The sequence below is a fragment of the Piezobacter thermophilus genome (assembly GCF_055386745.1).
The window spans coordinates 1,179,477-1,192,196 of record NZ_AP042380.1 but is presented as its reverse complement, the minus strand read 5'-3'; the positions used below and the strand labels follow the sequence as shown (position 1 = coordinate 1,192,196).

Here is a 12,720-nt window from a genome sequence, read left to right as displayed (position 1 = left end):
TGTATCAGGCACCGGGCCACCCCCGGACAGCCCCGGGGCGGACCCGGCGACCCTCCGGCCGTGAAACACGAGGCAATTCGGCGCATCCCCGCCCGGACCTTTGACGAGAGCCACCGAATACCGCCTTTATACGCCGGGAAATACGGGAGATCCCACATGCGGGCAATACGGATCGCGGCGACAGGGGCCGCGGCAGAGATGGTCGATATTCCGAAACCGCGCCCCGGGCCGGGGCAGATCGGCCTGCGGATCCGGGCCTGCGGGCTCAATTTCGCGGATCTGCTGATGCAGAAGGGCACCTACCAGGACACGCCCCCCACCCCGTTCACGCCGGGAATGGAGGTCGCCGGAACGGTCGAGGAGCTGGGCGAAGGCGTCACCCGATTCGCCCTCGGAGACCGGGTGGCGGTCTATGCCGGGCATGGCGGGCTGGCCGAGTTCGGCGCCTTCGACGCCGCCCGCGCGGTGCCCATTCCCGATGCCATGAGTTTCGAGCACGCGGCCGCCTTCCAGATCGCCTATGGCACCAGCCACATCGCGCTGGATCACCGGGCACGGCTGCAACCGGGCGAGACGTTGCTGGTCACCGGGGCCGCCGGCGGCGTCGGTCTGACGGCGGTGGAAATCGGCCGGCTGATGGGCGCGCGCGTCATCGCCCAGGCGCGCGGCGGCGACAAGCTGGCGGTGGCCCGCGCCGCCGGGGCCGATCACCTGATCGACGCCGGAGATGACCTGCGGGCGCGGGTGCTGGAGCTTGGCGGTGCCGATGTGGTCTATGACGCGGTAGGGGGCGATGCCTGGAAGGCCGCCTTCCGGGCCTGCAACCCCGAGGCACGGCTGCTACCAATCGGGTTTGCCTCGGGCGAGGTGCCGCAGATCCCGGCCAATCACCTGCTGGTCAAGAACCTGACCGTCATCGGGTTCTATATCGGGGGCTATCTGAAATTCCGGCCCGAGGTGGTGCGCAACAGCCTCGGCACCCTGATCGGATGGTATCTCGAGGGGCGGCTGAAACCGCATGTCAGCCACGTCCTGCCGCTGGAGCAGGCGGCCCGCGGGCTGGAGCTTCTGCGCAGCCGCCGGTCCACCGGCAAGGTGGTGATCACGCCCTAAACGCCGCGCGGATTCCCCCGGCCCGCAGCCTGCCCGCACGCCTTGATTCTGCCCCTTTCCGGACCGGTTTCGGACAAGATTGCATCCCCATTGCATCCCCCGGGACAAATCGCGCCGATTTGCGCCCAAAATGCTTGAAACCCCCGGTCGAGGCTCCAATATTCCAAGGGAACGCCACCCGAACGGGCCTGGCGGACCAATAGAGATGGATGGAGATGATGAATGGCTGAATTCGACACTCGCCAGATGACGGGCCGGACGGCTGCCGGCGTACGCGCGGCCCAGATCGACGAGGGTCTGCGCGCCCACATGAACAAGGTCTACAGCACCATGTCGGTCGGCATGCTGCTGACCTTCCTGGTGGCCTGGGCCGTAGGAAGCAGCCCGGCGCTGCTGGGCATCTTCCGCGATCCGCTGACGCTGAAGCCGAACATCCTCGGCTGGATCGCGATGTTTGCGCCGCTGATCATGGTCTTTGCCTTCAGCGCAACGATCAACCGCATGTCGGCCGCCGCCGCGCAGCTTTTCTTCTACGCCTTCGCGTCGCTGATGGGGCTTTCGCTCAGCTGGATCTTCGTGGCCTTTACCGGCATGTCGATCGCTCAGGTCTTCCTCGTGACCTCGATTTCCTTCGCGGGCCTGTCGCTGTGGGGCTACACCACCAAGAAGGACATCTCGGGCTGGGGATCGTTCCTGATCATGGGCGTGATCGGCCTGATCGTGGCCTCGGTCATCAACATCTTCCTGGGCAGCCCGGCGATCTATTTCGCCATCAGCGTCATCGGCGTTCTGATCTTTGCCGGCCTGACCGCCTATGACACCCAGAACATCAAGGTCACCTACCTTCAGCACGCCCAGTCGGGCGACAGCGAATGGCTGGGCAAGTCCGCGATCATGGGCGCGCTGCAACTGTACCTGGACTTCATCAACATGTTCATGTTCCTGCTGCAGCTGCTCGGAAATCGAGAATAAGCGCGGCCTGAATTCAGGCATCGACAGGGGGCCGGTCCTTGCGACCGGCCCTTTTCGTTTTCGCGCCCCGTCCGTGGCCTTGCGCCGAGACCTTCCAACGGATCAGCGGGACGCGTCCCGGCCGGGCGGCGCCGTCAGGGGATAGCTGGCCAGTTCCTCGTGCTGCGCGCCTTCGGGGCGCAGGATGGAGCGAAAAAGCCCGAACTGCGCGACCCGAAAGGGCGGCAGGGCGAAACCGGCCTGTTCTTCGAGAAATCCGGCGATCTGCCGCGCCTCGGCCCGGTCCAGCCCCTTACCGAAACGGGCCAGAGTCACATGCGGGCGATAGCGCCGCCTTTCGGGTTCGATCCCGACCCGGCGCAGATCGGCCAGAATCGCCCGATGCAGCGCCATCAGGTCGGGGGCGGGGTCGGCCGCCACGAACAGCGCCCGCGGGCTGCGGCCGCCGAAGACGCCCAGCCCGGCAAGGCGAAGCTCGAAACCCGGGCGGACGGCCGCCTCCAGCCGCTGGTGCAGCGCGGCAAGCGTCTCCTCGTCCTGTTCGCCCAGAAAGGCCAACGTCAGGTGCAGGTTGTCCGCCGGCATCCGCCGGCCCGGGCGGATTTGCCGCCCCAAGCGGACCAGTGCGGCCCTGGCCTCATCGGGCAGGTCAATGGCCAGAAAGGCCCGCATCCTCTGCCCCGGTCACAGCATCGATGGCAGAACCAGGTCCGGCGGACGGTGGCCATCCTCGAAGGTCTTGATGTTGATGATGACCTTTTCGCCCATCTCGATGCGCCCCTCGACCGTGGCCGAGCCCATATGCGGCAGCAACACCACATTGGGCAGCTGACGCAGGCGCGGATTGACCTGGGCGCCGCGCTCATAGACATCCAGCCCGGCCCCGGCGATCTCGCCGGCGCGGATCATGCGGGTGAGCGCGTTCTCGTCGATCACCTCGCCGCGCGAGGTGTTCACGATCACCGCGGTGGGCTTCATCAGCTTCAGCCGCCGCGCGTTCATCAGGTGGAAGGTCGAAGGGGTGGAGGGGCAGTTGACCGAAATCACGTCCATCCGCGCCACCATCTGGTCGAGGCTCTCCCACCAGGTGGCCTCAAGCTCTTCCTCGATCTCGGGGCGCAGGCGGCGGCGGTTGTGATAATGGATCTGCATGCCGAAGGCCCGCGCCCTGCGCGCCACCGCCTGGCCGATGCGGCCCATGCCAAGGATGCCCAGCCGCCGCCCGCCCAGACGCCCGCCCAGGAAGGCGGTGGGCGACCAGCCGTGCCATTCCCCCTTCTGCATCACCGCCATCCCCTCGGGCAGGCGCCGGGTGACGGCCAGAATCAGCGCCATGGTCATGTCCGCGGTGTCGTCGGTCAGCACGCCGGGGGTGTTCGACACCAGGATCCCGCGCTGGCGCGCGGTGGCCACGTCGATGTGATCGACCCCGGCGCCGTAATTGGCGATCAGCTTGAGCCGGTCGCCGCAGCGGGCCAGGAAATTCGCATCGATTGCATCGGTCAGCGTCGGCACCAGCACATCGGCCCCGCGCGCGGCCTCGACCAGTTCTTCGCGCGACATCGGCGCGTCATCCTCGCGCAGCCGGACATCGAAGAGTTCGCTCAGCCGCGTTTCCACGACCTCCGGCAACCGTCGCGTTACGACAACACTCAGTCGTTCTCTTGGCACGTCCGCTCTCCCGCCGCTTTGCAAATCAGGTGTCGTGATGGCATCAAAGCGCAGGAACCGGCGGGGCACAAGAACGCACGAGTTGGCCGGGCAGAAATGACGCAGCCTTTTTCGGCGAAAGATCGGGCAGGCAGAACATGACGGTTTCGGCATTGCGAAGGCGCCTTGGCGCGGCGGGTGCGGTCGTGGCGATTGCGCTGGCGGGCATGGCCGCGGCGGATCCGGGCGAGATCCCCGAAACCGGCACCCGCGGGCCGGTCACCAACCTGCCCCTGCCGCGTTACGTTTCGCTCAAGACCGACGAGGGTAACGTGCGGCGCGGCCCGTCCCTGACCCACCGCATCGACTGGGTGTTCAAACGCCGCGGGATGCCGCTGCGCGTGACCGCCGAATACGGCAACTGGCGCCGGGTCGAGGACCGCGACGGCGCCGGCGGCTGGATCCATTACGCCCTGCTCTCGGGGGTGCGCACGGTTCTGGTGGAACGCGACATGCTGCCGGTGCGGGCCCGCCCCGATCCCCGCGCACCAGTCAATGCCACCTTCGAGCTGGGCGTGGTGGCCCGGCTGGGCAAATGCCTCCGCGACTGGTGCCGGATCTCGGCCAGCGGCTATCAGGGCTGGGCCCCGAAAAAGGACCTCTGGGGCGTGGATCCGGACGAGATCCGCAAGTAGAGCAAGGCATTTCTTCACCCACGCGCACCGGGCAACCGATGCGGCCGCACGTGGCGCAGATCAAGGCTTGGCGGAAACGGAAAATCGGGTGAATTTTTTTGCCGATGGCCCTTGAACAGAAAGATCAAGGCGCGTAATTAGCCGCCACCGTTGGGGTGTAGCCAAGTGGTAAGGCAGCGGTTTTTGGTACCGTGTACCGTAGGTTCGAATCCTACCACCCCAGCCACGCACTGCCGGACATCGTGACCGATACGCGCCGCCGAGATTGCCAGGCACGGCAACACCGGCTGACCCGCCTTCGCCAGGGTTTCACCACGCAACCTTTCCCCGACGCGGATCACACTGCGAGGAAGCCCTGCCCGCAGGCCGGGTGAAACCGAGCCAGCTTGGCCAATTCCTTCTTGAACCGGCCCCCATTTCGACCGGACACCTAAGCCCAACCAAGGAGGCTTAGGCACAGGCTTAAGCATATGCTCATGTCCGATGTTGAGATCATCACCGATGGTGGTCGTCGCCGCCGCTGGTCGGCGGCCGAGAAGCTTCGAATTGTCGAGGAAACACTGCAAGGTCACGACAGCATATCGGCCGTTGCCCGGCGCAATGGCGTTGCCCCCAATCTGCTGTATCGTTGGCGCAAGTTGATGTTGGAGGGAGGAAGCATCGCCGTGAGCGGGGATGACAGCGTGACCAGCAACCGCACCGTGCGCGAGATGGAGGCGCGCATCCGCGAGCTGGAGCGCCAGCTCGGGCGCAAGACGCTGGAGGTGGAGATCCTCAAGGAAGCTTTGAACAAGTGACCTGCCCCCCGCCAACGCCCGCATTTTGAAGTAGAGTCTGCCCGATCAGAAAGGAGCAGACGAATTCGAAAGAGCCGTTTTACGGAGGCGCAAATCATTGCGATGATCAAGGAACAGGAGGCCGGAATGCCGACGGTGGAGGTTTGTCGCCGGCATGGGCTGAGCCCGGCGACGTTCTACAAGTACAAGTCGAAATACGGCGGCATGGGGCTTTCGGACGTGAAGCGCCTGAAGATGCTTGAGGACGAGAATGCCAAGCTCAAGCGCCTGTTGGCCGATGCGATGCTGGACAACGCGGTCCTGAAGGATCTCCTGGGAAAGAACTGACGACGCCGAGCGCGCGGCGTGATGCAGCGCTGCGGGCGATGCGGGATCATGGCATCTCGCAGCGCCGGGCCTGCAGGCTGGTCGGTGTCGATCCCAAGACGGTCCGGCGCGAACGCCCGCCGGACCATCCGGAGATCCGCGAAGCGATGAAGCAGATTGCGGGCAAGCGCCGCCGTTTCGGTTACCGACGGATCGGCGTGTTGCTCGAACGCAAGGGAATGATCATGAACCACAAGAAACTCTATCGCCTGTATCGCGAAGAAGGGTTGTCGGTGAAACGGCGGCGCGGGCGCAAGCGCGCCAGAGGCTCGAGGACGCCAATGCCCGAGGCGATCAGGCCAAACCAGCGATGGAGCCTGGACTTTGTCTCCGACACGTTTGGTGCTTCGCGTCGGTTCCGCATCCTGGCGGTGATCGACGATTGCTGTCGCGAGAACCTCTGCCTGGTTGCCGACACCAGCATCTCGGGCGCGCGTGTGGCGCGCGAGCTTGATGCTCTTGTCCGCCTCCATGGCAAGCCTGAAAGCATTGTTTCTGACAATGGGACCGAGTTCACCAGTCGGGCGATCCTCAAATGGGCGGACGACAATGACGTCGACTGGCATTACATCGATCCTGGCAAGCCTCAGCAAAATGCCTTCATCGAGTCGTTCAATGGCAGCCTGCGTGACGAGCTTCTGAACGAGGAGCTGTTCGATACTCTCGATGACGCCCGCCGAAAACTGGCCCTGTGGCGCTATGATTATAACAACGTCAGGCCCCACTCATCGCTGGGGAACCAGACGCCGGCCCAAGCGCGCCGGACGCTTGAGCGACCCAAAGGCTCCGCGCCCGGCGCGCTTGCCCAAACCGAAACCGCAGATTATGAAAACCAAACCCGCAGACTCTCGTTATGAATGAGGGACCATTGGGGGGCAGGTCATAGCCCCTACACAGCCCGCGAAACCAGGACCTTCGCCCGACAGCTGGGGTTGAAACCCTGCTTCACGCCGGTGAAAAGCCCGCAATCCAACGGCATGGCCGAGGCCTTCGTCCACACGTTCAAGCGCGATTATGTCCAGGTCAACCCGCTGCCCGATGCCCAAACCGTTCTCGAGTTGATCGGGGGCTGGATCGAAGACTATAACGAAAACCACCCGCACTCGGCCCTCAAATGGCGCTCGCCACGCGAGTTCCGAAGGGCCCAAACCGAAACCGCTTAGGTGTCCGGTGAAACGGGGGCAAGATCACTTCTGCGGCATGCCCCCCCGAAGCAGCCCTGCAACCGCCGTCGGGGGCGATCCGCTCAACCTCGCGATCTTCGGCCGGGGCAACGCTCGCGCGCCGGGGCTGGCAGCCCGACCACACCGATGGCAAGCGCATGATCCTGATCCTGTCGGAAAACCGCATTCCCACCAGCCGGATCGGGTATCTCGACCGGGCCGACCCTGATTGACGAAGATCGACGGGGGCCTTGCGTGGTGCCCCCGCATAGGCCGGGCCGGACGCTCCTCCGTCCCGGGATGCGGCGTGGTGCCCAAGGCGAGACTCGAACTCGCACGCCCTTGCGGGCGGGGGATTTTGAATCCCCTGCGTCTACCATTCCGCCACTTGGGCCACAACGAACGGATTACCGCCGCCCGCGCCCAAGGTCCAGAGCCAAATCCCGCCCGCCTGACCCTGCCCCGTTGACGCCCACGCCCCGGCATGGTTTGCCTGCCGGCGACTTTCGGACACGACCGGATCAGGGACCGCAGGACCGCCACCACATGCTCAGACGCCTTTACGACACCACGCTGGCCTATGCCGATCACCCGCGCGCCCTGTGGGTGCTGTTCGCCGTGGCCTTCGTGGAAAGCTCGGTCTTTCCGATCCCGCCCGACGTGCTGATGATCCCGATGATCCTTGCCCATCCGCGGCGGGCCTGGGTGATCGCCGCGGTCGCCCTGATCGGCTCGGTTCTGGGCGGGATGCTGGGCTATGCGATCGGAGCCTTCGCCTTCGAAAGCCTCGGCCAGCCGATCCTGTCGGCGCTGGGCAAGGAAACCGCGATGGAGGCATTCAACGCGCGCTTCAACGATTTCGGATTCTGGGCGGTTCTCACCGCCGGCGTCACGCCCTTTCCCTACAAGGTCATCACCATCATGTCGGGCTGGACGGCCATGCCCCTGGGCACCTTCGTGGCCACCTCGATCCTGGCGCGATCGCTGCGCTTCTTCACCGTTGCCGGGCTGCTCTACCTGTTCGGCGCCCCGATCCGGGATTTCATCGAAAAGCGGCTGGGGCTTGTGTTTACCGTCTTCATCGTGCTGCTGATCGGCAGTTTCATGCTCGTGAAATACCTGTGAGGGCCAGATGGCGAACCGACGCAACCTCCTGATCCTTCTTGCAGCCGGCGGATCGGCGGCGCTTCTGCTCGGGGCGTTCGGGTTCCAGTACCTGGGCGGGCTGGCGCCGTGCAAGCTGTGCCTGTGGCAGCGCTGGCCCCATGCGGCGGCGGTGGCGATCGGGGTGCTGGCGCTGTGGCTGCCCGGCCGCGCCCTGCCGCTGGCCGGCGCGCTGGCGGCGCTGACCACCGCCGGCATCGGCGCCTGGCATACCGGGGTCGAGCGCGGCTGGTGGGCGGGGCCGGACAGCTGCACCTCCGGCCCGGTCGGGGGGCTGACGCCCGAGCAGCTGATGGAGAAGATCCTGGCCGCACCACTGGTGCGCTGCGACGACGTGCCGTGGGAGCTGTTCGGCCTGTCCATGGCCAGCTGGAATGCGCTGGCCTCGGCCGGGCTTGCGCTACTGTGGCTGGCGGCAGCGGGCGCCGAGCGCCGCAGCTGACGCGCCCCGTTCGCTCACCCCCCCGCATGTCACCGGCCGGGCGGCGCCGACGCCCCCCTTTCGCCGCCGGCGCGCTTGCCCTAAAAGGCGCCAGACTCCGGCCACCCAGAACAGGACATGCGATGAACGAGCCCGCCATCACCCCCGACCTGATCGAGAGCCACGGCCTGAAACCGGACGAGTACCAGCGGATCCTCGACATCCTCGGGCGCGAACCGACATTTACCGAGCTGGGCATCTTCTCGGCCATGTGGAACGAGCACTGTTCCTACAAGTCCTCGAAGAAATGGCTGCGCACCCTGCCCACCGAGGGACCGCAGGTGATCTGCGGCCCCGGCGAGAATGCCGGCGTGGTCGATATCGGCGACGGGCAAGCGGTGGTGTTCAAGATGGAAAGCCACAACCACCCCTCCTACATCGAACCCTACCAGGGCGCGGCCACCGGGGTGGGCGGCATCCTGCGCGACGTGTTCACCATGGGCGCGCGCCCCATCGCGGCCATGAACAGCCTTTCCTTCGGCGCGCCCGACCATCCCCGGACGCGGCACCTGGTGCATGGCGTGGTCGAGGGCATCGGCGGTTACGGCAACTGCTTCGGCGTGCCCACCGTGGGCGGCGAGGTCCGCTTTCACCACGCCTACAACGGCAACTGCCTGGTCAACGCCTTTGCCGCCGGTCTGGCCGATGCGGATGCGATCTTCTACTCGGCGGCCTCGGGCGTGGGCATGCCGGTGGTCTATCTGGGCGCAAAGACGGGGCGCGACGGCGTGGGCGGCGCCACCATGGCCAGCGCCGAGTTCGACGACACCATCGAGGAAAAGCGCCCCACCGTGCAGGTGGGCGACCCGTTCACCGAAAAGCGGCTGATGGAGGCCTGTCTGGAGCTGATGGCCACCGGCGCGGTGATCTCGATCCAGGACATGGGCGCGGCCGGGCTGACCTGCTCGGCGGTCGAGATGGGCGACAAGGGCGGCCTTGGCGTCAAGCTGCAGCTCGACCGCGTGCCGCAGCGCGAAGAGAACATGACCGCCTACGAGATGATGCTCTCCGAATCGCAGGAGAGGATGCTGATGGTGCTGCGCCCCGAGAAGGAGGCCGAGGCCCGCGCCGTGTTCGAGAAATGGGACCTCGACTTCGCCATCGTCGGCGAGACCATCCCCGAGGACCGCTTTCTCATCATGCAGGGAAACGAGATCAAGGCCGACCTGCCGCTGTCGAAACTGTCCTCGGAGGCGCCCGAATACGACCGGCCCTGGGTCGAAACCCCGCCCCCCCCGCCGCTGGGCGAGATCCCGCCGCTGGATCCGATCGAAGGTCTGAAGGCGCTGATCGGCTCGCCCAACCACGCGGCGAAACAATGGGTCTGGGAACAATACGACACCATGGTCATGGCCGACACCGCCCGCATACCCGGGATCGGCGCCGGCATCGTGCGGGTGCACGGGACGACCAAGCACCTGGCGTTTACCTCGGACGTGACCCCGCGCTATGTGAAGGCCAACCCCGAGGAAGGCGGCCGCCAGGCGGTGGCCGAGGCCTTCCGCAACCTCTGCGCCGTGGGCGCGCGCCCGCTGGCCTGCACCGACAACCTCAATTTCGGCAACCCTGAAAAGCCCGAGATCATGGGCCAGTTCGTCGGCGCGATCAACGGCATCGGCGCCGCCTGCAGGGTGCTGGACATGCCGATCGTGTCGGGCAATGTCTCGCTCTACAACGAAACCGACGGCGAGGCGATCCTGCCCACCCCCACCATCGGAGCCGTGGGCCTGCTGGCCGATGCGGACGAAATCATCGGCTGCGAGGTCCGCGAGGGCCATCTTGCGCTGGTGCTCGGGGAAACCTCCGGTCATCTCGGCCAATCGGCCCTGCTGGCCGAGATGTGGAACCGCGAGGAAGGCGACGCCCCACCCGTGGACCTTGCGGCCGAGCGCCGCCATGGCGAGTTCATCCGCGCCCACCGCCAGTGGATTGCCGCCTGTACCGACCTTTCCGACGGCGGGCTGGCGCTGGCCGCCTTCGAGCTGGCCGAAAACGCCGGGCTGGGCGTGCAGATCGACGAGGGTGACATCGCCTTCCTGTTCGGCGAGGATCAGGCGCGCTACCTGATCGCCTGCGATTTCGACCAGGCCGAGGCCCTGATGGCCGCCGCCGCCAGGGCCGACCTGACCATCGCCAAGGTCGGCAGCTTCGGCGGCGACAGCCTGCGCCTGGGCGAGAGCGAGGCCCCGATGGCGGAACTCTCGGCGCTCTACCGCTCGGCCTTTGCGCGGGCGGTGGGATAGAATGGCATGAATTGCCCCCCTTCCCTTGCACGGCGGGGGGCGCGGCTCTACATCTACACCCGAACATTCAGGAGAGCGCATACATGGCAATCGAGGCCCACGAAATCGAGGAACTGATCCGCGCCAGCTTCCCCAATGCCAGGATCAAGGTCACCGACATGGCCGGAGACGGCCGGCACTACGCCGCCGAGGTGATCGACGAAAGCTTTCGCGGGCTGAACCGGGTGCAGCAGCAGCGCGCCGTCTACGCCGCCCTGAAGGGCAAGATGGACGGTGCACATGGCGAACTGCACGCGCTGGCGCTGACCACCCGCGCCCCCGACTGAACCGACACTCCCCGAAAACCCACTCCCACGGAGACAGACATGACCGACGTGAACGACCGCATCAAGGAAACCATCGAGGGCAACGACGTGGTGCTCTACATGAAAGGCACCAAGACGATGCCGCAATGCGGGTTCTCCTCGCGCGTGGCCGGGGTGCTGAACTACATGGGCGTCGAATTCAAGGACGTGAACGTGCTGGCCGACGAAGAGATCCGCCAGGGGATCAAGGATTTCTCGGACTGGCCGACGATCCCGCAGCTCTACGTCAAGGGCGAATTCGTCGGCGGCTGCGACATCGTCACGGAAATGACGCTCTCGGGCGAACTGGACCAACTTTTCGACCAGAAGGGCATTTCCTACGACAAGGACGCCGCCAACAAGATCCGCGAAGCCAACGCGTCCTGATCCGATCCCGATCCTCCGAAGGAGCGCCCCCGCCCCTTCCCTTCCTCTTGCCGCAAATACTCCGGGGAGCGCGAGGGGCAGCGCCCCTCGCCGCGACATTGCACATTGTCGCGAACGCACTGTTGCGAACGCGCCGGGGCAGAAAGCTCAGCTCTGCGCCGGCTCCCCGTCTTCACCCCCCGATGCCGCCCCGGCCCGCTCTTCCACCGAATCCGCCAGCGCCTCGGCCCGGGCGGCAAGCTCGGCCAGCGCCTCGGTGACGGTTTCGGGCACCACCGGCACCTCGATCCGCTCGGGCTGGGGCGCAGGCGCCGCGCGCAGCCCTTCCAGTTCGGCCTCCAGCTCGCGGATACGATCCGCATAGGCCGCGGTCTTGTCGGCCAGCATCAGCCCCGCCATCAGCAGCATCCGCGCCTCGGGCACCCGGCCGACCTGTTCGGTCAGCACCCGCGCCTCGTCGTCCAGCAGCTTCGCCGCAGCAAACAGATATTCTTCCTCTCCCGCGCGGCAGGCGACATCGAACTTGCGGCCACCGATCTCGATGGTGACTTCGGGCATCATTCTTCCTCCCCTTCCGGCAGGTTGGCGGCATTGGACAGAAGCACGTCCAGCCGGGCAAGGATCGCCCCCGCCTCGGCCGCATCCGCGGCCTGGGCGGCGCGCAGGCCTTCAAGCTCGGCCAGCATCGCCTTGTTGACGAGATCCGGATCCCCCACCTTCTCCTCGGCGGCCTTGCGCAGCGCCGCGTTGACCTCGCGCAGCTGCCGGTTGGCTTCGCGCACGCGCTGCACGTCCCGGTCAAGCTGTGCCATCGCCGCGGCCTGGGTTTCGGCTTCGCGGCGCAGGGTCTCGACCTCCTGCTGCAGAGCCGCGCCGCTGTCCTTCTCCCCACGGGCGGCGTCCTGCAACTGTCCAAGCTCGGCACGGGCCGTCTCGAGCTCCTCCCGAAGGGTGCGAGCCTCGTCGCGGGCCGCCTCGAGATCGGCGCGCAACCGCTCGACCTCTTCCTTCAGCGCATCCGCCCGCCCGTCATCCGCCGCTGCGGCCTTCAGCGCCTCGATCTCGCGCTCGTGCCGGGCCTTGACCGCCTTGAGACGCTCCTGCAGCTGGGCGTTGGCCATCCTTTCGTCTTCCAGAAGCGCCGCCAGTTCCGATGCCGGCTGCTCCCCCTCTGTCTCTGTCTGCGGCAGCTGGGCAGGTCGCGCGGCCAACGCCTCGACCCCCGCCCCGATACGGTCCATCGCGGCCGAGAGCCGGCTTTGCAATTCCTCGATCTGGCTCATGCCCTTCACCTTCCGAAAATCTTCCGCGCAACCCGGCCGGCAAGTCGAATCACACCGGCGCG

Annotated in this window: 13 protein-coding genes, 2 tRNA genes and 2 pseudogenes; 12 read left to right on the top strand and 5 right to left on the bottom strand. The window is 66.3% G+C overall.

Annotated features, from left to right (window positions below):
* Positions 1–156 precede the first annotated feature (156 nt).
* Both ACZ5CM_RS05745 and ACZ5CM_RS05740 read left to right on the top strand, forming a co-directional pair.
* Positions 157–1,113 (top strand): NADPH:quinone oxidoreductase family protein, encoded by a 957-nt coding sequence (locus ACZ5CM_RS05745; protein WP_464641749.1) that lies wholly within the window; start codon positions 157–159, stop codon positions 1,111–1,113.
* A gap of 222 nt (positions 1,114–1,335) precedes the next feature.
* Positions 1,336–2,085: a Bax inhibitor-1/YccA family protein gene (locus tag ACZ5CM_RS05740; protein ID WP_464641748.1), complete on the top strand. Its 750-nt coding sequence runs from the start codon at positions 1,336–1,338 to the stop codon at positions 2,083–2,085.
* A 102-nt stretch (positions 2,086–2,187) separates the two neighbouring features.
* On the opposite strand, the gene thpR is transcribed toward ACZ5CM_RS05740, so the two are convergent.
* Both thpR and ACZ5CM_RS05730 read right to left on the bottom strand, forming a co-directional pair.
* Positions 2,188–2,757, bottom strand: a complete 570-nt coding sequence (gene thpR / locus ACZ5CM_RS05735) for an RNA 2',3'-cyclic phosphodiesterase (RefSeq protein WP_464641747.1) — start codon at positions 2,755–2,757, stop codon at positions 2,188–2,190.
* Positions 2,758–2,769: 12 nt separating this feature from the next.
* A complete protein-coding gene (locus ACZ5CM_RS05730; RefSeq protein WP_464641746.1) occupies positions 2,770–3,756 on the bottom strand; it encodes a 2-hydroxyacid dehydrogenase in 987 nt (328 codons plus the stop codon).
* Between the two features lie 206 nt (positions 3,757–3,962).
* Here ACZ5CM_RS05730 and ACZ5CM_RS05725 point away from each other — a divergent pair, with 206 nt between their 5' ends.
* The 5 genes and pseudogenes from ACZ5CM_RS05725 to ACZ5CM_RS05705 all read left to right on the top strand — a co-directional run.
* The gene (locus tag ACZ5CM_RS05725) at positions 3,963–4,430 is read left to right on the top strand and encodes an SH3 domain-containing protein (RefSeq protein ID WP_464642508.1); all 468 of its coding nucleotides are present in this window, start codon (positions 3,963–3,965) and stop codon (positions 4,428–4,430) included.
* Positions 4,431–4,581: 151 nt separating this feature from the next.
* Positions 4,582–4,656: transfer RNA gene (locus ACZ5CM_RS05720), tRNA-Gln, on the top strand.
* Positions 4,657–4,900: 244 nt separating this feature from the next.
* Positions 4,901–5,224: pseudogene (locus tag ACZ5CM_RS05715) on the top strand (transposase); the annotation flags it as partial.
* Between the two features lie 66 nt (positions 5,225–5,290).
* A protein-coding gene (locus tag ACZ5CM_RS05710; RefSeq protein WP_464637742.1) for an IS3 family transposase occupies positions 5,291–6,450 on the top strand; the annotation gives its coding sequence in 2 pieces (ribosomal slippage) (positions 5,291–5,540 and positions 5,540–6,450; 1,161 coding nt in all).
* A 27-nt stretch (positions 6,451–6,477) separates the two neighbouring features.
* A pseudogene (locus ACZ5CM_RS05705) lies at positions 6,478–6,756 on the top strand (integrase core domain-containing protein); the annotation flags it as partial.
* 308 nt (positions 6,757–7,064) lie between these two features.
* On the opposite strand, the gene ACZ5CM_RS05700 reads toward ACZ5CM_RS05705, so the two are convergent.
* Positions 7,065–7,150, bottom strand: a tRNA-Leu gene (locus ACZ5CM_RS05700).
* Positions 7,151–7,302: 152 nt separating this feature from the next.
* On the opposite strand from ACZ5CM_RS05700, the gene ACZ5CM_RS05695 reads away from it, so the two are divergent.
* The 5 genes from ACZ5CM_RS05695 to grxD all read left to right on the top strand — a co-directional run bounded on the left by ACZ5CM_RS05695 (position 7,303) and on the right by grxD (position 11,375).
* A complete protein-coding gene (locus ACZ5CM_RS05695; RefSeq protein WP_464641745.1) occupies positions 7,303–7,881 on the top strand; it encodes a YqaA family protein in 579 nt (192 codons plus the stop codon).
* Positions 7,882–7,888: 7 nt separating this feature from the next.
* Positions 7,889–8,362, top strand: coding sequence for a disulfide bond formation protein B (locus ACZ5CM_RS05690; protein WP_464641744.1), 474 nt, complete (start codon positions 7,889–7,891; stop codon positions 8,360–8,362).
* Between the two features lie 122 nt (positions 8,363–8,484).
* Positions 8,485–10,644, top strand: a complete 2,160-nt coding sequence (gene purL, locus ACZ5CM_RS05685) for a phosphoribosylformylglycinamidine synthase subunit PurL (protein ID WP_464641743.1) — start codon at positions 8,485–8,487, stop codon at positions 10,642–10,644.
* Between the two features lie 83 nt (positions 10,645–10,727).
* On the top strand, positions 10,728–10,970 hold the full coding sequence (locus tag ACZ5CM_RS05680; RefSeq protein WP_464641742.1) for a BolA/IbaG family iron-sulfur metabolism protein: 243 nt from the start codon (positions 10,728–10,730) through the stop codon (positions 10,968–10,970).
* Positions 10,971–11,009: 39 nt separating this feature from the next.
* The gene (gene grxD, locus ACZ5CM_RS05675; protein WP_464641741.1) at positions 11,010–11,375 is read left to right on the top strand and encodes a Grx4 family monothiol glutaredoxin; all 366 of its coding nucleotides are present in this window, start codon (positions 11,010–11,012) and stop codon (positions 11,373–11,375) included.
* A gap of 147 nt (positions 11,376–11,522) precedes the next feature.
* Here the strand turns inward: grxD and ACZ5CM_RS05670 are convergent, their stop codons facing one another.
* Both ACZ5CM_RS05670 and ACZ5CM_RS05665 read right to left on the bottom strand, forming a co-directional pair.
* Positions 11,523–11,933, bottom strand: a complete 411-nt coding sequence (locus ACZ5CM_RS05670; protein ID WP_464642506.1) for a cell division protein ZapA — start codon at positions 11,931–11,933, stop codon at positions 11,523–11,525.
* Positions 11,933–12,658 (bottom strand): hypothetical protein, encoded by a 726-nt coding sequence (locus ACZ5CM_RS05665; RefSeq protein WP_464641740.1) that lies wholly within the window; start codon positions 12,656–12,658, stop codon positions 11,933–11,935. Before ACZ5CM_RS05665 ends, ACZ5CM_RS05670 begins: the two co-directional genes overlap by 1 nt.
* Positions 12,659–12,720 lie beyond the last annotated feature (62 nt).